This window comes from Mesorhizobium norvegicum (assembly GCF_004919685.1).
GTDB lineage: Bacteria > Pseudomonadota > Alphaproteobacteria > Rhizobiales > Rhizobiaceae > Mesorhizobium > Mesorhizobium norvegicum.
In genome coordinates, this window is the sequence record NZ_SMYZ01000066.1 from 40,438 (window position 1) to 58,545 (window position 18,108).

An 18,108-nucleotide genomic window follows, 5' to 3' on the forward strand; every position below is an offset into this window, starting at 1 on the left:
GCGGTGGGGTTAGGCCTGTTCTCAGCCGTGGTAGGCGCAATGCTCTACGCGCGCGCCGGCGGCATGACTGTTTTCCGAGTGGGTGATGCTGGCGTGGGTTGCCGGATCTGCCGTTACCGGCCAGGTCGCCTTGCTGGAATTGCTTGGCCGCAAGCCTCTTTCGTCGCCCGCAACTGACTGACAGTTTCAATCCGCTGACTCCTACTTGCCGTGGGTCGTGATCGGTGAGGCCTCATGCCGTTGACCCATCGCCACAGCACGCCAGTGCATCGCGAGCGCAATAAAGCCCGCGAGGGTTAGCGCGCCAAAGATTGTTGGCTCAAGGCCCGGCAGCACCGTGGCGCTGCCGATACACGGCTTGTCGAGCCCCTTGTCAAATTCAGTGCAGATACGAGCGGGATCGTTCAGCGTCCGGAGCTCCGACCAATCCCAAAGGCTGGCGCCTGGGTCCTTCTTGCCGTCGTTCAGCATTACCGTCGCGGAGAGAAACGTACACCAGAAATAGACCAGCGCGATCGCGGGCAGCACGGAGAAAACCACAATCATCGCGCCTTGATAGACGCGGCCTTCTCGCGAGCCCGTCTCGATCGCGTCGAAGCCGACAACCGGTATCCGCGCATGCCAGTGCGAGCCGCCGCGTAGGGCATAGACGCGTCCAACAAGTGAGGTTAGTGCGAGCAAAATCGAACATATCGGGATTGCGATCATTACTGCAGGCACCCTCGCCTTCATGACCAGCTTTGCACCGAAAATCTCTTCCCCGCCTTGCGCTACCACCCAAGAATTCAGGGTGTAGTAGAGAAGCAGCGCACTGACCACAAACCAAACCTTGCTAAGTTGCGATTGCGTCATTTGCACCTCTTTTTCGTTTGGTGGGCCGTCCCTGGCCTTGGTCAGCGACAGCCTATTTGCACCCATGCATCGTCAACTCGTGAGATTGCAACTCATTCGGCATACGGGCTATTGACCTACTAAATCAGCTGATAGCGCCATATCGAAATTCATTTTGAGGCGCGCACTGGCAATCAGATTTTTTGGCCCGACAGTGATATCGAGAAGTTCGATCGACGGCGTGTCAGCGGAAATCTTCAACCCCGGAACGTTGGTATTGTGAACGGCCTTCAAGATCTCATCGGACGCGTCGTTGATCTGCTTGTTGAGATCGACTTTCGAATGAGCCTCTAAATCTGCCAGGATCTGGGTTTCGAACAGGGATTGTGCAGCCTTCCAGAAGGCGTTGTCCAGGACGGTCGCGAAATGCAATTGATTGATCGAGATCGCTGTGCCAGTTTTCTCGACGCGGGGTAGGCCTGAGAGGTAAACCCAGCCGGTCGTATTCAGGAACTCGCCCGGCAGCTTTGCCTGTACCTTCAAGCCCACCACGACAGAGCCGGCGCTGGGATAGAGGTCAACATCCTCGACCTTCACATCGACGGCGCCGGCCGGTGTCTGCTGCTGAAAATCGCGACCCTTAAGGTTCTTTGACAGCTCGTCGAATAGCAATCCGTAGGGAGCAGCTGCTTGCACGGTGATGTCGGCTTGACTTCGATCGGCTGATGTTTTGCCCAATGGCGGCAGAGACAAGGACTGTGTGGCAACTGGCTCTGCGGCAAGACTGGTCTTTGCTGCGACACGCACGGTCATCTTCATGCCTTGCGCTTCACCGACCAGGCCCGAAAAGCTCGCCGCTGTGGGGACGATGTTGAGATAGACGGGCGTGCTATCCGGGCGGTCGATCTTGATCGCAATGGCGTGCCATTGGGCCTCAACCTTTGACCGAAGCGCACCACAAGGCAGAGCTTTGGCGATGGCATCCTGTATCTTGGCGCGGTGGTCATTGATCTGGCCGTTCAACACGTCAGCCAGTCCAAGATTGATTGGCCCTGCGCAGACCTCTGGGTGGCCTAGGCTCCCAAAATCAAAGCCGAGACAGTTTTTGCCCACGACTTCCACCGAAGCACTGCTCACCCATCTGCCGGTCGGGGTTCCCGTGAGCACGGGGCACCACTTATCGTTCACGTCGAGCTGCAGATCGACGCCGGGGACCAGCCGAGCCTCGAAGTTCTTTCCGGAAAGCGAAAGCAGTTTGGCAAGGTCGCCGCCTACGCCGGCCTGACCGCTGACAAACAGCGGCTGTTCGACGTGAACGCCATTGCCCGCCTGGGCCACGACAAGAGGGCCATCCGTTTTGATGTCAGCGTGCCAATGATATTCGGCGCATTGGTTCGTAGTGCCAAGGCTCGGAGCGGTAATATCTGGTACTTCAGCGCAAACACGGACACCGATCCAACGGCACTCAGTATGATGTCCCACGTGTCCGGGATTAATATGAGGAATACCGACACATCCGATTTGACCATCTCCTTGCACCGGAACGGATTGCGGTATCTTCGATTGCGCTGCTTGCACTAGCGTCTCGTACGGGATTTGCGCCACCAGCGTGAGAACGCTGTCCGACACGGGTGCCGGTGGCACATCGGCAGTGCCACCATGGGGTGGCGCCTGGAAGAGATTTTTTTCGCAGCCCGAAACGCCAACCAAAATGAGAAGGACCGGAGCGAACCGACGAGCGGCGGCGGCAAAGTGAGCGACACGCAACTTCGTGTCCGGTCTGGTACGCGCTGTCATGGACGTCTCTCCCCCAAGAATGCTCTGCACCCGTTGAAGCGGCGGCACTGAAAGTCACCGCTTTGTGATCTCTACGTGATCGAATGACCTTCAGGTCCCCCCTATGCGCAGGCAGGCACCGAAGCTCCTGCCGCCAAAGACAACCGAACAAGCGATCCCGCCATAGAACTATATTCTTCATTGACCGCACATTACTCTTTGTTGCATAGTGACGTAAGAGGAGGTTTGAATTTTTTTAGAAATTTATAGAGGAAGAGCGAGTTAATAACGACCAGCGTTTGCAAATCTGTTAGCCGCTTAAATATTAAACCGTTTGAACTATTCGCCCGTTGAAGGTTAATTGTTTAACGTAAAATCTCTCAATCGCTATCATTAAATAGAGTCCGCTAGACTTTCCCTATTTCCTTGGAGGAAGGAATCTCCCATGGTTGCGACTAATTTGTTCGACGAGCGCCGCCGCGCGGTAATGATTGCGGCCGCAAAACGATGGAAAGCGCAACCCCCGACGCCCGCGACGACGCAAGTGACGCCTTCGGAACAGGCGCGCTACGACGCTCGCCGTTCGAGCTTTGATCAGGCGAGTGAACTGAAGGCACAAGGCCGTCTTCCGGTGTTCGTCGAGCGGAAGATGGGGCCTACCCTTGACTGGTACACCTTGCCGCCAGACGATGCTGCCCGAGCCGCTGGCCGGCCGGTCGCCCGCATCGTGGCCAACGTCGATCCGAAGGTCGACCCGGTCGGGTTTGCGACCGGGTTCATGGTTTCACCTGACGTTCTTCTGACAAACTGGCATGTGTTTCCGGATCCCGGCTCGGTACGAGGAACCGGCGCAAATTTTCTTCATGACGAGACGGCATCAGGTGTCGCCCGCGGCATCATTTTCGAGTTTGATCCGGACGCCCTTTTCTTCTCGGCGGAGGATCTCGATTTCGCGCTCGTCGCGGTGAAGCCGAAGGCAATCACCGGCGAGCTTCTCTCCTCTGTCAACTTCCTGGCGATCAATGGATCGCGGTCAAAGATCCTGCCCGGAATGCCTATCCGGATGATCGAATATCCTGATGGCGGGCCAAAACGCTATGCGATGGAGAATTGCCGGCTGCTCGAGCTGCGGGAGGACGGTTTCCTCCGGTACGAGACCGACACCGAGGAAGGATCGTCGGGCTCGGCCTGCTATTCGGAAATGTGGGAGGTCGTCGGTTTGCACCACGCCTCCATTCCAAAAATGCGTGGCAATACTATTCTCAATAAGGACGGTTCGGCATGGTCACCTGGCCAGCCGGATGACGGGATAGACTGGATCGCGAATGAGGGTGTGCGCATAAGTGCGTTGGTAAAGGCCTTCGGCGGGCTTGTACCGACCACGCCCGCCTCCAAGCATCTTTTGGACGAATTGCTGGCCAACACGACCGATCCTACCGATGAGGTCGCGAAGCTAGCGACGCCTCGCGCGCCAGAAGCCCTTAGTCCTGTGTTACCTGATCCCTCCAAAATTTTCGCAAACATGAAAGGAAACGTGATGGGCGGCGTTACCATGAATTTTTCCGGACCAGTGACGATTTTCGTTGGTAGCGGTGTGCCGGCATCACAGCTTCCACAGGCGACGGCCGCGGTCGCGGCAGACGAGGCGCTCGAGAAAGCACTGCGCTTCGACCCCAATTACGACGATCGAGAAGGCTACAACCCTGACTTTCTCGAAAACGATATCACCGTGCCGCTGCCTCGCATTTCGCAGGAGCGGGACCAGGAGATGTATAAGGAGAATGGCCAGATCGTCGTGCTCAAGTACCATCACTTCAGCCTGGCGATGAACGCTTCCCGGCGCATGCAGATGTGGTCGGCGGTGAATGTCGATTACGATGCATCGAAAAGGACCTCCAGCGGCCGCGCCTTCTTCGGTCAAGATCGTTGGGTGTTTGACCCGCGAATTCCCCAGAAATACCAGTTGGGCGATCCCGATATCTACGCGCCCGCCAAACAGATCGACCGGGGTCATATCGTGCGTAGGGAAGACAATGCCTGGGGTGATACGCCGACGGAAATCGAGTTTGCCAATTCCGACACGTTTCACTTCTCAAATTGCACGCCGCAGCACGCGGCCTTCAACCGCTCCCAACCGGGAAAGCAATGGCCGGGAGTTCAAGGCTTGTGGGGCGGTTTCGAAAACCACATTCAACGCGACTTGCAATCAGGTGACACGCGCGCCTGCATCATAGCGGGTCCGATCTTGAACCCGAACGATCCATCCGAAGATTTCGGGACCGGCCCGGTGCAGTATCCTCTTGTCTTTTGGAAAGTGGTTGCGGTCTCGACGCGCGATACTAATGGGCGCCGGTCGCTACGCACCTACGGCTTCAGGCTTTCCCAAAAGGATGTCGTCGACCGGTTCGGAGTGGAATTCGCGCCCGGCGAGTATGCACGCTATCAAGTCGCCCTGTCAGCCATAAGCGATGAGGCCGGCGTTATTTTTGACGATGTTCTCTTGCGCGCCGATACCCACGCCGACGCGTAACGTGACACTCGGCCTGGCAGCGACGGCCAGCCGTCGCATGCTGTAGACGCTTCGGTCCAGAAGGCCGCCGCTCACGCGGCGGCTGCTTCGGAGGCGCTGAAGCGCAACAGATAGTCTACGGCGCGTTGCGCGTGCGCGGCGGCGGCGAAGATCGCTCGTTTATCGACCTTCAGCGCGGCCGACTTCGACGCCCTCGCCTTCGAGCTCGACATCGGCAAATGGGAGATGAATCGCACGCACTGGGCGATCAAGGACGTCAACCTGCCGAAAGAACTGAACTGCACGCTGCGAGGGGCATTGCCTTGCCCTCGTGGACGCGGCAGGCCAGCCGCGCCGTCGACATCACCCAGCACCATTTCGATGTTGGTCTCTCGTTTCCCGGCGAAGCCCGCGGGCTGGTCGAGCAGGTGGCCCGCGAGCTCGAGGCCTATTTCTACGACAACAACTACGTCTCCCAGCTTGTCCAGGTCGAACGATTGGTTCTCGGTGAGCCCGCCCGTGCCGTCCGTTCGGCGATCGCGGCCGAGCAGAAGCAGCGCCTGGGATTGGTCACCCGGATCTGGAGGCCGGCGGGAAGTGCTGACCCGTATCGCTTCGACAGTTCGCGCTCCCCCTCAACGCCCCATTTGGAGAGGTGGAACAGGTATTTCTCGGCCTGCATGATGGTGCCTGACAGCTCCTTGGTCGGAACGCTGTTGCCACGATGAATTCCTCTGCTCAGCAGAATGTCGTCAAAAGGCTTCTTGATCTCGATGACGTCGATGTTGCCGTTGGCGTCGACCACGCACAGGTCGACGTATCTCGAGCAGCTCGCCGAAGGCCTCGACGGCGATGCTGTCGACCCGGTCGCCGCCAACGACGATTTCGCTGCCAGGCTTCAGCTTTGCAATGCGCCGAAAGATGCTGATATTGCGCTCGGCGACAAAGACCTTCCGGTCCGGCGCGATCCCCTCCGCGACGATCAGCACATCGTTGTCGATCCCCAGGATCCGCCCGAGAATGCGGTGATATCCGTCTTTTGTGGTCGCGAACCGAAACCGATAGAGCGGTCGATCGTCCTCGTCCGCCTCGTCGTCGTGAGCGGCACCGTGCGCCGTCTCAGCCACGAGGTCGGAACTGCGGAAGAAGAAGACCCGGCTCAGCGTCACCTTGCCCGCCGCCTTGAGCTCCCGCGTCACCCAGGCATTGCCACCGAAGTGCGGTTCGTATTCGAGCGTCACGCCCTTGCTGCCGACCTCAACGAAATCATCACACGTGCTCCTGCACTGGCTGCCACCATCCTCTTCACCCGGCGCCACGACTAATGGCGACAAACCGGTCTCGCACTATATCGGTCCGCCCTGCCGGGCCGCGGACATTTCCCTCAAGGAAATATTCGAAGTCGCCGTTCTGAAGCAGGACTGTGAACTGTTCGGCGATGAACCGGTGGACTTCGGCCTCTGCAGCAAGAATCTCGTCCACGATCTCCGGCCGCCCGTCGACGATGAGGAGGATATCTTCCATGTCACGGCTCATAAACAGATCACCTGCGCCGCGCCCGAGATAAGCTTCCAGCTTTGTCGCGACAAATAGCTCCGGGGAAAGCTTTTTGATCTTGAGCGTATCGGTCAATTCATGGGTTACTGCCGTTTCGATCCCAGCTGCGTACCAGTGGTTAGTGAAGCCGAGTATGCCGGCATCGTCCGGCATAAAGTCGACCTTGAGGTCCCGCAGCCGCATCCGGCAGATGACGTTGTCCTCGGGGGACTCAGCGAAACCTCGCTGCCTCAATTCTTCCCGCAACTGCGCCCACTCTCCATAACCGGCAAGATCGACGATGAGGTCGACGTCGTCAGTCGCCCTCACATCCTCAAGGGTCACTTCGTCTGTTATAAAAAGAGCGGTTGTGCACCCGCCGACAAAGACCAGCCGTTCCCGGAAGTCTTCCCCCAAAGCTTCCGCCACCGTCTGCAGCATCAGGAGCAATTGGCCTCGGACCGTCATTTTTTCAGGAACCTCTCCGAAAGCCGCTGTCCAGCCAGGCCCGCTTCGCGCTGATTGCCGAGCCGGATGGCATCAACGAGAGCAAGATATTCGTAAAGCCGTTCATCTTTCTGGACTGCTTCAGGCACACTCTTGAACAAAGGTGCAACCGACTGCCCCATGTCCCGCCCTTGGGCATAGGGCCATATGTGTATGTACTCGCCTCCGCTGACCAATAGCCCCTTCAGCATCGGCGCGGCGAACGCCGTCGGAATACCGCGCGTCATCGCGCCTGCCTTCGCGGGAAACACGAACTTCAGGCCGTGGACGATAAATTCATAGAGATTGCGGCGGTGAGGATTGGCCCGTCCCGTATCCCGGTCTTTAATGGCCAACCCCGATGAGAGACTGCGCTTTAAGGAGGCGTTGATCTCCGTCTTGCTGATACCTGTTAGGGATTCCAGCCCGCGAACAGAGAAGGGGTCCTCGCCCGCAAGGCCCCTACGCTGTTCCCCATGGCCCGCGAACTCTCCTTGCTCCTGCAAGCTCACGAGCTTCAGAAGCACCACGATATCCTGACTTTTCATTCCAATCATTGTAGCTTGTCCTCTGTCCTAGGACCAAGGACATTCCATCATTCGATGTCTCTCCTGTCAATGAGAACGCTAGGAGGGCGCCGCGGAAAGTCCAAAATACGTCGTTTTGAGCCGCCGGTACGTGGTTCGCCGCCAGCATGATGATTGGCTCAGGGCGCTCACCCTAGCGAAAGAGCATTCAAACGTCGTCGTCCGACTGGCGAGCGCCGCCGGCAGCATTGAAGCGGTCAATATCGTCGGCAGAAGAGCGTCCGAAAAGGGCTGTCGGTTGCTCCATCGTGGGAACGAAAAAGCGAGAGAAGCAGAACTTTCGTGTGCGATTTTTGCACACAATGGCCCGTAAATATGTGATTTTCTTTAAGTATCTGCCCAATCCAATCATGCGCCAGCTGGTCCCATGACCACGCCATGGCACCAGCCAGCCCAAGGGAGAACCAGGCGTCCGATCTGGGGAAGGCTGTTTTCAGGACTTTTTCGAGATCAGCGAATAACCGGCTCGCCATGGAAGCGCCGGCGCGAGGGCGGCGAGACGCCGAAGCCGACTTCCATCATGAGCCGTGGCGTGCGCGAAGGCACGGTGCCCATATGGAAGCCGAACGGATCCTCGACAAAGCCGAGGCCGGCTTCGCTGGTCAGCGTGACGGGGCTGTCATCGCCATAGACCTTGAGAACCTCCTGCGCCGGATGGCCGACAAGCAGCGTCAGCTGATGCTTGATGGCGCGGCGGTTATGACTGCCACGGACATAGACATGCGGGCCGGTGCCTTCGTCGACGGGCGTCAGATAGAAGAAGAATTTCAGCATCCGCCAGTCATCGAGGTCGAAATGATACTTGCCGAGCGAGGCACGGTTCTTGTCGGCGTCGCAGGCCTCGCTGGTCGGGAAGCTCCACCAGACGCGTGTGGTGATCAGTTTCGCCTGAGCGCCCAGATAATGCGCGGCGATGTCGAGCAGCAGCGGATCGTTCTGGATGGCGACCGCTGCCTTGCAGCCGAGGATGTGTTCGAAAAAGTGGCCGCTGAGCAGCGAGCGGCCAAAACGCTTCTCGGCCTCGGCATGGTCCTCAGCCATGAATTCGAGACGGCGATCGAAATTGCCGAAACAAGGCGTGTAGCGGGCGAAGGCGGCGATCTCTTCATGGATGGAAGTCGGCAGGACGAGCCCGCAAAACAGCCCGTCCGACCGCAGCGCCTCGACAATTTCCTGGCGATCGACGCCGGCAAACATGGTGTCGTGGGCTTTTTGCGACACGCGAACCGGCTTTGCCCCACGCCAGTGCATCCGGCGCGCCGGCATGGTGCGGGCGAGCACGAACATCGGCAGCCATGCCGGGTTCTCGCGAATGTCCGACAGATAGGTCGGAATGCGCACGGCGATGCGGCGCAGCACGCCGCCGTTTCGCGCGATGGCCTCGAGACTGGCGGCGCCGGATTTGTCAGGGCTCGAAAGGGTCATGAAGGTCCTCAGCTATGAATGCAATATGATATCGACGAAGCATCGGTTCTCATTGCCTCGCCGCTGGTCCAAGCCCGATTCCCGCAACGGAGGGACGTGTAGGCGCGCGTCGGTTTTTGTGCAACGCACAATAGCCTTGCGCGTGGCAAATGCTGTTCGGATCGCCGTGCGCATCAGCCAATATTCCAGCGGCAGGCAAACGGGGCGGCGGCACTTGAAAAGAGCCGCCGCCCGGCTTGGCAGCTATTGGCGGACGAACAGCGGCTGGACGCTCGCCCATTGATCGGCGGTGCGGAAGCCGCCGCGTTTCGTGTAGCTTTCGACCGGGAATTTCATCCAGTTGGGCAGCCAGTTGTCGATTTTCTCGCGGCCGTTCTCGCCCGCGAGGCAATCGCGAATGATCTTCTTTTGCGTCTTGACCTTCTCGGCGACATTGCCGTCGGCGACAGGCTTGCCGGCGAGGTCGGCCAGCATCGAATTGGCGATCTCCCTGTCGCGCAGCAGGTCGAAGAAGGCGTCGTCCGCTTGCCACCACGCACCCATGTCGATGCCCAGATGGTTGCCGAGCGCCTCGACGGCGGCGCTGCCGGCTTCGAGCGTCTCGGCCATGACAAGGCCGAGAACGCGCATGACGTCGTCGTCGCAAAGTGCCAGCAAACGGGCAAAGACTGCGGCAAGCGCAAAGGCGTCGCCATTGCCGCCGGCTATCGCACCCTCCTCGTCGGCCTGCCCAAGCAGCGCCAGCACCGCGCGCCGTTTTTCGGCGAATGCGGCTTCGGCCTTGCAGGCTGCGAGGCTTGCCGCCACCGCTCCATTGGCGGTGCGCTGCGGCTCGCGGCGAACCTGCCACAGGCCCGAACCTGCGATGGCATGCGCCACCATCAGGCGCAGCGCGACCCCCGGATGGTCGAGCATGGCGGTACGCACGGCACCGTGGCGGTGCAGATCGACATAGTTCTGCATCGGCCCGGTGAGTTCCGGTCGCGACGGCCTGGCTGGGATTTCTTCGTGCGCGCCGCGCTCGCCTTGCGCGCGGGCGCGGCGGGCCTCCTTGCGCGACAGCCAGCCCTCGTGGCACTCGACCGCGCCGCGATGCGAGACCGATGAAGACCTTGCCGCCCTTCTTCCTCGGCGCCTTTTGTGGTCCCATGACTGGAAATGCTGGCCCGGTTCGAGCACGGCCACCTCGGGCCAGCCGGCTTCCAGGTAGGCATCGCGTTTGGCGGCAATTGCCTCGTTCTGCTTTTGCCAGAACAGGTCGGCATCGGCGAAATAGCTGTCCTCGCCGAACAGGTCGCAGACGACCAGGCCCGGATAATCCTCGACGGCAAACAGCGCCACCTTGGCGGAAATCGACTGGCCGCCGAACAGCCATTGCTTCAACTGGTGGCCGCGCGGCGCGTATTGCTCGGGGTCGGCATAAAGCGCCAGCCAATCCTTCTGCTGCGCCTTGGAGGCCATGGTCAGATGGCGCGCCGTCTCGGCGTCGATGTCCTCGCGCCGATAGGCTTCGCGGATCTTGGGCAGAAGATCGCCGAGCGCCAGAATGCGTTTGACCAGAAGCTCGGTGACGCCGAAGGTTGCGGCGATATCTGGAATGGTGCGGCCTTCCCTGATCAGCCGCGAAAACGTCTCCCACTGCGACACCTCGTCGGGATCGAGCCGGGCGAAGTTTTCGATCAGCGAGGCCTCGAGCGCGTCGGCGTCGTCGCCGTCCTCCATGATGGCGCAGGGCAAGGCATCGTCCTCGCCGCGCTCGTCGGCGAGCGACTTCGCGGCGAAATAGCGGCGCCGGCCAGCGACGATCTCGAAGCTTTCCGGCGTGCCGTTGGGCCGCACCAGAAGCGGCACCAGGACGCCGCGCGCGCGAACCGACGGCAGAATGTCCGACACGACCTCGGCTTCGGCTTCCCCGAACTCGGCAGCGTCAGCCTTGCCGAGCTTGCAAGCGTCAAGGGGCGGCTTGGCCTCGGCATCGAGCGCGACCTCTGCCTTCAAGGCGCGCTTTCCGCTCTCCGTCTACGCCCAGGCAGCGTGCAGCGCCGGCCACATCACCGAAGCCGAGCGGCTGTTGCGACAGGCGGCAGAGGCCCTTGGCAACGCCCATTCCAAGCTTCCGCCCGACACGGCGGAACAGATGCGCCGCTAGGCGCGAAAACCGCCCCGCCGCGCCGGCTTGCAGCCTCTGCGGCGGGGAATCCCACCCCTGAAACGAAGGAGACAAACCATGCAACTTGCCCACATTCCGCTTAATAAGCTCAACATTTCCGCGCTCAACATGCGCCATTCCAAACGCGCGCCGGACGGCAAAGGCCGAACAGGGTGTCGCCGTCGGCGTCGAGTTCGGTGAGAAGCCAGGTTGCTGGCCCGGTCGGATCGAACAGTTTGACCACCGGGACATGGTCGGTGTCGGTGTCGGTTGCGCCATTGGCGAGCAGCCGGGCGCAAAGCTCGTCGGTGATCAGGATCATGGGAAACTCCTCTCAAAACAGGTCGCGTTGATTTCTGGGGGCGTCATCGAACAGCCCGATATCGACCAGCTTTTGCGCCGCGCGCGGGCGCATCGGCGCGTCGGCCAAAAGGGCGAGTCGGTCGCGCGTGGTGAGCGGCCGGACACCGGGAATGAGCGTCTGCTCGCCTTTGCGGCGTTGGCTCGGTCTGCAGGGTGTGGCGATCGCGCGCGCTCATGCCGCGATCTCGTCTTGTTGCGCGCCTTGGGCCTCGGCGTTGAAGCCCAGAACAAAATCGGCGGCCTTGGAGGCAAGGCTGGCGGCGCGGAAGATGGCGCGATTGTCCTCGCGCAGCACCTTCAGCCATGTGCCGATATAGTCGGCATGGCGCACTGTCGGCTCGATGCCGAGGGTCGAGCAGACAAAGGCAGCAGTGATTTCGGCAACCAGTTCCTCGCGCGCATAGGTCTTGGAACCGAAGGCGCCGGAGAGGTCGCGCGCCAGCCGCGCCGGGTGGCCGGTCCAGTGGCCAAGCTCGTGGAAGCAGGTGCGGTAATAGTCGATCTGCCGGAAGAATGCCGGCTGCGGCGGCACCTGAATGGAGTCGGTGCCCGGCATGTAGCAAGCGCGATCGCCGCCGATGCGGAAATCCGCGGCACTTGCTCGAATAAGCGCCTCGGCCTGCGGGACGATCTCGCGTTCGGGCAGCGGCTCGGCCTTGCGGTAAAGGTGCGCGGGCAAGCCGTCGCACTGCGCGACGTTGAAGACGGTGAAGCGCTTCAGGAAAGGGACCGCCTGCGGTTCGTCGCCATCGGCCTTGGCACGCTCCTGCTCGCCCTTTGGGACAAAGCGGTCGGCATGCACGATTGTGGTGCCGCGCTCGCCCTTCCTGACATTGCCACCAAGGGCAAGCGCCTGCCGGAAGGTCAGCCAGTTCTGGCCGGGATAGCTGCGCTCGATGACGGCGCCCCACAGGATGAGGATGTTGATGCCGGAATAGCGGCGCCCGGTGGCCGCGTTGCTGGGCAGGCCGAGTTCGGCCTTTGCGCTGCCCCATGGCTTGACCCATGGCACGGTGCCGCGCTCCAGTTCGGCAATGATGCGGTCCGTGATTTCCTGATAAAGGCTGGCGCCCGGGCGCCCGCCCCTGCCCGCGCCAGCCTCTCGGCTGCCGGAACGCTGGTGTTTTGCACGCATCGTCTGGTCCTCCGCTCTTCAATCCCGCGCCTTTCCCCGCAAGTGGGGTGGGCGGCGAGACGCGACCGGAAAGGCCCGCCGTCGGAGGCGGACCGCATCCGAAGGACCGGAACGAAGAGGAGGACCCGAAGCGAAGCGAAGGGTTGCGGGATGCCGCGGCGGGCCTAGAAGGGAGTGCCGCCCACCCCGCGCCGCCGGGAACGGCCAACGAACAAACCGCGCCGGCCGACAGGGCGGCGACCGTCAGCAGCCGACAGGCTGCCCGCGCCAGGGGGCGAAGCCGGATGGCCGAGACCGCCTGAGCCTGGCGAAGAAAAAGCGGGCTCGGTTCACGAGCACCCGGCACGCGCCGTCAGGCGCGCGGGCGCGTCAGATTTCTGCGCCGTGCGGACATCGGTTTGGCGTTCCGGTCGAACTCGTTCAATCAGAACGAGGTCTTGATGCCAACCATCACCGTCGCCGCGGCAAAATCGCCGCCGATCCAGTCGTCTTCGCCGCCAGTCTCTGCGCCGGTCGCAATGTCATAGGTGTTGTAGTCGCCGCGAGCGGTGAACACCTTTTCGTAGGAACCGGAGACGAAGAAGCTGGTCCGCTCGTTGTACTGGTAGCCGACGCTGCCGCCGACCATCAGAACCGGCGCCGATTCGAAATCATCCTCGAAGCGCAGGTCACGCATCCAGTGATGATCGGTAGCGCCGGCCGAGAAGGTCGTGCCGCCCTTCAGCGCAAAGCCGAAGTTCCAGCGATCCTGGACATAGGTCGCATCGATGCCGGCGAAGGCGACCGGCAATTTCTGCTGGTAGCTGATGGCCTTTGCGTCTCCTGGGAAGTCGCCAACCGAATCCCGGAAGCCGGCAACGCTGTAGACATAGGAACCGCCATAGGCAGTCCACTTGACCGAGGTGTACTTGAAACCACCGTTGACGTTGATCAGCAGCTGGTCGCTGAACTGGAAATCGTGGCCGAGCGCGACGGTTGCCGAATAGAAGTAATCAAGATCGGTGTCGGAATGGCGCGAACGGTTGCTCCAGTCGTTCCAGCCATCATTGGTCGAGAATCGCGGGGTCCAGTCATAGTCTTCCATGTAGCTGTTGCCGCTGAAGGCGATCTGGCCGGAAAGCTTGGCGGTCCAGCCGGCCTCGCTGCGCGCCGTCATCTCGGCTGAAATGACCGCAGAGGTGCTTTCCCAGATAAGGTTGCTCAGCTTCGAGCCGCTGCCGGGAGCCTGATAGACCAGCTCGTTGGCCTGGATGTCGATGACGCCGACGCCGCCAACGAAAGAGAAATTGGGATTGTAGGGCGCCGGTTCGCTCGCCACCGCGTCGCTGGCCATCGCCGGCCAGGCAGCAAGCAAGGCTGCCGCTCCACCAAAGACTTTCGCGTACAATTTCATAGGACTACCCTCATAGGAATCATCCGCCATTCGGCTATACGCAGCGTAACCGGGTGCAACTCAGGTGCGGTCGTCTATGCAGCGCCCCTGTAGGTTGGCAAAATTGCCGCCCTCGGCTCTGTTCCTCAACACTCAAGGAAACGCCGTTAGCGTGACCCGATTAACGGCGGTTTTTGCCGATGCGTTCCGGGCGGCCGGCGTGACGGGAACGCTGCATTGTCCGAGGCACACATTTGCGATGACGATGCTGGTACGATTGCAGCGTCAGGCAGCGACCACGCCGGACCTCAATCCACTGAGATCGCGCAGGTTGCTTTGAGCAGCCCATAGCAAACTCTCTAGTCTAGATAATCCGAAAGAGCCGGGGGCCGAGTTCCTCGAAGCCGTTGCGCAGATAGAAATCGAGCGTGCGCTTCCATTTTGGTTGCCTGGGCGCTGCAAGCTCAAGTCGCTTCCAACCACGCGCACGGCCTTCCCGCGAGGCGACCTCAAGCAGATGAGGGGCAATCCCTTTGGAGCGCTTTTCGGGTCGAACATACAGCTCCGAAATATAGCCGAACTTGCCTCCTGCATAGATCGCCGTGCATTCATTCAGCACCATGATGCCGACCGGCTCGTCATCTGCAGTTGCGATCACTGCGACCACGCCAGCGTCGGCAAGCATTATCTCCGCGCTTTGTCTCACGTCGTCGGGCGCGGGCGCTTTCCCGCCAGTGAGTTCATCGAGTAGCGCGTGAATAAAACGGACGACCGTCCCTGCGTCCGTTGCGTTGGCGCGGCGCGTGGATATGGAAGGCATATTTTCTCCTGCTAGTGGTCAAAATCCCGATTGATGCTGCCACCCCGCGCAGATCCGACTCATTCTTTTAAGTAACTCGGACGAGTGAACAGCATTTTTCATCAAAAATATGATAAAAGAATGCAAAATATATATTACAAGCATGCAGGATTACGGATGACTTGAGGTGAATTGCGCAGATAGGGGGCCTGCAAATCAACCTGGTTACTTCGTGACCGCACGGTGAAGCCGCCTTGCCGAGGTCAGATGAAGTTGCAGGTCTAAAAGGGCCTGAGACAAAAGATACAGCCTGAGATGCTCGTGCGGCCGGAACGCTCGGACAATGCAGTCGAGCAAAGAGGACATCCATGACGGGCGGCGAGAGCGCTCGACGGTCGCCACACTCATTCGGCGCCAGCCGGAACACGAGCCGAGCCGACCGGTGCGCAGAGGCTGGTCGCCGCGCCGATCAAGTCGGACACGTCGGCCTCGGTCGTCGCGAAAGAGGTGACGAACCTCACGATCCCGGGCTCCCAGCGATCATGGTAGAAGCGGAATCCCATGTCGAGCAGCCCCCGGATCAGGGACGTGGGAAGTCTGCAGAACAGGATGTTGGCCTCGGGACGCTGCTGGATTTTCACGCCTGGCACCAGGGCCAACCCCCGCGCGAGCGCCGATGCCATCGCATTGGCATGGGTCGCGTTGCGAAGCCAGACACCGTCCCTCAGATAACCGTCCATTTGCGCCGCCATGAAGCGCATCTTGGAACTCAACTGGCCGGCCCGCTTGCGGCGAAAGGCGATCGTGCTCGCGAGATCTCTGCGAAACGAGACGACCGCATCGACCCCAAACGTTCCATTCTTCGTGGCGCCAAACGACACAAGGTCGACGCCGGCCTTCCACGTCATCTCGGCCGGCGAGCAGCCGAGAGTGACGAGGGCGTTGGCGAAGCGAGCACCGTCCATGTGGAGCGGCAGGGTCGCTGACCGGCAGATATGTCCGATCGCCTTGATTTCGTCGAGCGCGTAGACCGATCCCATCTCGGTCGCCTGCGTGATGCTGACGCTGGAGGGCTGGATCGAGTGGATATCGCCCACCATGCGCGTTGCATTGGCCGCCAAGGCGTCGATGTCGATTTTGCCAGCCTCGCCTGGAAGCTGCACCAACTTCGCACCGGCTGTGTAGAACTCCGGCGCGCCGCACTCGTCGCGGTTGATGTGTGCGTCGGCGTCGAGAGGATGCTGCCCCATGGCGGCGTAATCGCCGCCAGCGCCAGCGCGTTCGCCGCCGACCCCGTCGAAACGAGGAACACGTCGACCGCATGCTCGAACAGCTCGGCGAGCTGGCGCTCGACGGTATGCGTCAGCTCATCGTTGCCGTAGGGAAGCGCCTGACCCGACGCGCACGCGGTGATGGCTGCGGTCACCTCGGGGGAGACGCCGGCGATGTTGTCGCTGGTGAAGCCGCGGGGGCGGGTCTGCTTGCTTTCGTTCATGGTCTTGACGCTCGTTTCATCCATTGAGCGTCCAAGCTAGACGGTTCGCCGCGCGCTTTATTGAACGATATTCAAATCGAGACGTAACGTGCCGGCGTCACCCCCAACACCGCCTTGAAGTGTCGGGTCAGGTGGCTCTGGTCCGCGAACCCGACCGCGACGGCAACCTCGGCGACGTGCTGACCTCGCCTCAGCAGCCGTCGCGCCTCGTCGATGCGGACCTGGATCAGGTAGCGGGTGGGGGGCAACCCGAAATGCGCCTTAAAGCCATCGATCAACGTCGCCTTGGAGCATCCCGCAAGGGCGGCCAGGGCGGCGAGTTGCAGAACTTCTTCAAAGTGGGCATGGATGAAGTCACATACGTCGCGGAACCTCGGTGGCACGAATTTTGGCTCAGCAACGCGCGATCCGCCGGCCTCTGCGAAGACGTGGGCAGGAAACGGATCAGATACTCCTCGATCTCCAGTGCCGAGCTATGCCCATGTTCAAGCAGGCGCCAAAACGCGCTGAGGCCGTGTGCAACTGGGGCATTCTCCTGGAACGGGCTTTTGAAGTCGATCGTTCCGGGTTCGTTGGCCGCTGTCGTCAAGGACTTGCCGGATAAGGCCTTCGGGCATGTAGAAGATCTTCTGGCTCCAGCCAAGATCGTCACCAGCACCCCCGAAATGCGGTTCGCCGGGCGCGAAGGTCGCGACGGTGCCGCTACCGGCGTGCCAAACCTCACCTCGGCACCAGACATCATGGACGCCTCGCTCGATCAGCCCGATTAGATACTCGTTGTGGACATGCTTGGAAAAATCCTGCCGGTGATAGTCGGCCGCCAGGTAATCGAGCCCGCCAAGGACATCGGAGTGCTTCATCACCGCACGATTGCGCGGCGGCCGCCCCGAGGGTTCAGAACGGCCACGCGCCTTTTCGTCGCATTCTACGGCGGTATCGGCCACTTGATGATCAATCCAGGTCGGTCGTCACAACGATATCGTGCACACGTCGCGAATTTCAAACCGAAGCAGGATTAGTTGCCGCCGAAGAGGGGCCTGCTGCAGGGCGGGCAGCGGATTGGCGGGATTAATCGTGTTTCAAGCTTGGGATGTGGACCCGAGCGACGCGTGGCCGTGTGGCCGATATCAAGAAGAAGACCAAGCGCTATCCCCTCCGATCTGACGCATGAGGAATGGTCGCGGATAAACCGTTCCTGCCGGGCGCGGCCAAGACCGGGCGGCGCGTGGTGACGGACCTGCGCGAGGTCTTGAACGCGATCCGCTACATGGCCCGATCAGATGGCGGCTGGCGCATGCTGCCAAAGGATTTCCCGCCCATATCGGTCGCGGTCGAGACGCCTTACGGACATGCCCACGGACTGCGCCAACTGGCTGGAACGTTCCCCGGCCTGACGGCGAAGCAGCAGGCGCCGATCAAGGCGCTGAACGCAGAATACGCCAAAACTCGAAGCCGAGGACGAGCGTGCCAACGAACTGCCGGCCGATGTTGACGAACGGCTACCAGGGGCGGCTACGGCTGCACTCATTGTCGGATCTTCGACGAAGTCGGACATCAGACACAGCGCTATCGGAGTGACCGCATTGTTCTGCAACGATTTTCTCATTTGGCACGACACATGCGGGGGCTATCCCGCATGAGCGCT

Annotated in this window: 16 protein-coding genes and 4 pseudogenes; 4 read left to right on the plus strand and 16 right to left on the minus strand. The window is 60.8% G+C overall.

Translation table 11 applies throughout. The features are described 5' to 3' along the window. Positions 1-201: 201 nt before the first annotated feature. Together FCU66_RS26545 and FCU66_RS26550 are read right to left on the minus strand one after the other, a co-directional pair. Positions 202-918: a hypothetical protein gene (locus FCU66_RS26545; RefSeq protein WP_136617879.1), complete on the minus strand. Its 717-nt coding sequence runs from the start codon at positions 916-918 to the stop codon at positions 202-204. A gap of 42 nt (positions 919-960) precedes the next feature. After that, positions 961-2,628 carry a DUF4403 family protein gene (locus FCU66_RS26550; protein ID WP_136617878.1) on the minus strand — a complete coding sequence of 556 codons (1,668 nt, stop codon included), beginning with the start codon at positions 2,626-2,628 and terminating at the stop codon, positions 961-963. A gap of 424 nt (positions 2,629-3,052) precedes the next feature. Here FCU66_RS26550 and FCU66_RS26555 point away from each other — a divergent pair, with 424 nt between their 5' ends. Together FCU66_RS26555 and FCU66_RS26565 are read left to right on the plus strand one after the other, a co-directional pair. After that, positions 3,053-5,137 (plus strand): DNA/RNA non-specific endonuclease, encoded by a 2,085-nt coding sequence (locus FCU66_RS26555; RefSeq protein WP_136617877.1) that lies wholly within the window; start codon positions 3,053-3,055, stop codon positions 5,135-5,137. Positions 5,138-5,308: 171 nt separating this feature from the next. Then, positions 5,309-5,742, plus strand: a pseudogene (locus FCU66_RS26565) (hypothetical protein); the annotation flags it as partial. Here the strand turns inward: FCU66_RS26565 and FCU66_RS42860 are convergent. The 6 genes and pseudogenes from FCU66_RS42860 to FCU66_RS26590 form a co-directional block, all read right to left on the minus strand. Further along, positions 5,736-5,921: pseudogene (locus FCU66_RS42860) on the minus strand (Shedu anti-phage system protein SduA domain-containing protein); the annotation flags it as partial. The pseudogenes FCU66_RS26565 and FCU66_RS42860 sit on opposite strands and share 7 nt — an antisense overlap. Then, positions 5,869-6,450: a hypothetical protein gene (locus FCU66_RS41310; protein ID WP_168992262.1), complete on the minus strand. Its 582-nt coding sequence runs from the start codon at positions 6,448-6,450 to the stop codon at positions 5,869-5,871. The pseudogene FCU66_RS42860 and the gene FCU66_RS41310, both read right to left, overlap by 53 nt. Next, complete coding sequence (locus FCU66_RS26575; RefSeq protein WP_425462869.1) at positions 6,422-7,093, minus strand: hypothetical protein; 672 nt, start codon at positions 7,091-7,093, stop codon at positions 6,422-6,424. The genes FCU66_RS41310 and FCU66_RS26575 overlap by 29 nt, the downstream gene beginning before the upstream one ends. Before the next feature lie 23 nt (positions 7,094-7,116). Further along, the gene (locus tag FCU66_RS26580) at positions 7,117-7,686 is read right to left on the minus strand and encodes a hypothetical protein (RefSeq protein ID WP_136617909.1); all 570 of its coding nucleotides are present in this window, start codon (positions 7,684-7,686) and stop codon (positions 7,117-7,119) included. A 489-nt stretch (positions 7,687-8,175) separates the two neighbouring features. Continuing rightward, positions 8,176-9,150 carry a hypothetical protein gene (locus tag FCU66_RS26585; RefSeq protein ID WP_136617875.1) on the minus strand — a complete coding sequence of 325 codons (975 nt, stop codon included), beginning with the start codon at positions 9,148-9,150 and terminating at the stop codon, positions 8,176-8,178. Between the two features lie 243 nt (positions 9,151-9,393). Continuing rightward, positions 9,394-11,043, minus strand: a complete 1,650-nt coding sequence (locus FCU66_RS26590; protein WP_342778205.1) for a ParB/RepB/Spo0J family partition protein — start codon at positions 11,041-11,043, stop codon at positions 9,394-9,396. On the opposite strand from FCU66_RS26590, the gene FCU66_RS42865 reads away from it, so the two are divergent. Further along, positions 10,933-11,403: a DUF2958 domain-containing protein gene (locus FCU66_RS42865; RefSeq protein WP_425462871.1), complete on the plus strand. Its 471-nt coding sequence runs from the start codon at positions 10,933-10,935 to the stop codon at positions 11,401-11,403. The genes FCU66_RS26590 and FCU66_RS42865 overlap by 111 nt on opposite strands. 53 nt (positions 11,404-11,456) lie before the next feature. Here FCU66_RS42865 and FCU66_RS26600 read toward each other — a convergent pair. The 8 genes and pseudogenes from FCU66_RS26600 to FCU66_RS42095 all read right to left on the minus strand — a co-directional run. After that, a pseudogene (locus tag FCU66_RS26600) lies at positions 11,457-11,621 on the minus strand (DUF2958 domain-containing protein); the annotation flags it as partial. Positions 11,622-11,834: 213 nt separating this feature from the next. Continuing rightward, positions 11,835-12,797 carry an ArdC family protein gene (locus FCU66_RS26605; RefSeq protein WP_136617874.1) on the minus strand — a complete coding sequence of 321 codons (963 nt, stop codon included), beginning with the start codon at positions 12,795-12,797 and terminating at the stop codon, positions 11,835-11,837. A gap of 424 nt (positions 12,798-13,221) precedes the next feature. After that, the gene (locus tag FCU66_RS26610) at positions 13,222-14,190 is read right to left on the minus strand and encodes an omptin family outer membrane protease (RefSeq protein WP_136617873.1); all 969 of its coding nucleotides are present in this window, start codon (positions 14,188-14,190) and stop codon (positions 13,222-13,224) included. Positions 14,191-14,533: 343 nt separating this feature from the next. Continuing rightward, positions 14,534-14,989 (minus strand): GNAT family N-acetyltransferase, encoded by a 456-nt coding sequence (locus FCU66_RS26620; protein ID WP_136617872.1) that lies wholly within the window; start codon positions 14,987-14,989, stop codon positions 14,534-14,536. Positions 14,990-15,372: 383 nt separating this feature from the next. Beyond that, positions 15,373-16,218: a threonine aldolase family protein gene (locus FCU66_RS26625; protein WP_342778202.1), complete on the minus strand. Its 846-nt coding sequence runs from the start codon at positions 16,216-16,218 to the stop codon at positions 15,373-15,375. Between the two features lie 5 nt (positions 16,219-16,223). Next, positions 16,224-16,487 (minus strand): annotated as a pseudogene (locus FCU66_RS42665) (beta-eliminating lyase-related protein); the annotation flags it as partial. A 47-nt stretch (positions 16,488-16,534) separates the two neighbouring features. After that, positions 16,535-16,846: a helix-turn-helix domain-containing protein gene (locus tag FCU66_RS42090; RefSeq protein WP_246094017.1), complete on the minus strand. Its 312-nt coding sequence runs from the start codon at positions 16,844-16,846 to the stop codon at positions 16,535-16,537. 102 nt (positions 16,847-16,948) lie between these two features. Beyond that, complete coding sequence (locus tag FCU66_RS42095) at positions 16,949-17,323, minus strand: AraC family ligand binding domain-containing protein (protein WP_246094027.1); 375 nt, start codon at positions 17,321-17,323, stop codon at positions 16,949-16,951. A 314-nt stretch (positions 17,324-17,637) separates the two neighbouring features. Here FCU66_RS42095 and FCU66_RS26635 point away from each other — a divergent pair, with 314 nt between their 5' ends. Further along, positions 17,638-17,955 carry a transposase gene (locus FCU66_RS26635; RefSeq protein ID WP_136617871.1) on the plus strand — a complete coding sequence of 106 codons (318 nt, stop codon included), beginning with the start codon at positions 17,638-17,640 and terminating at the stop codon, positions 17,953-17,955. Positions 17,956-18,108: the final 153 nt, after the last annotated feature.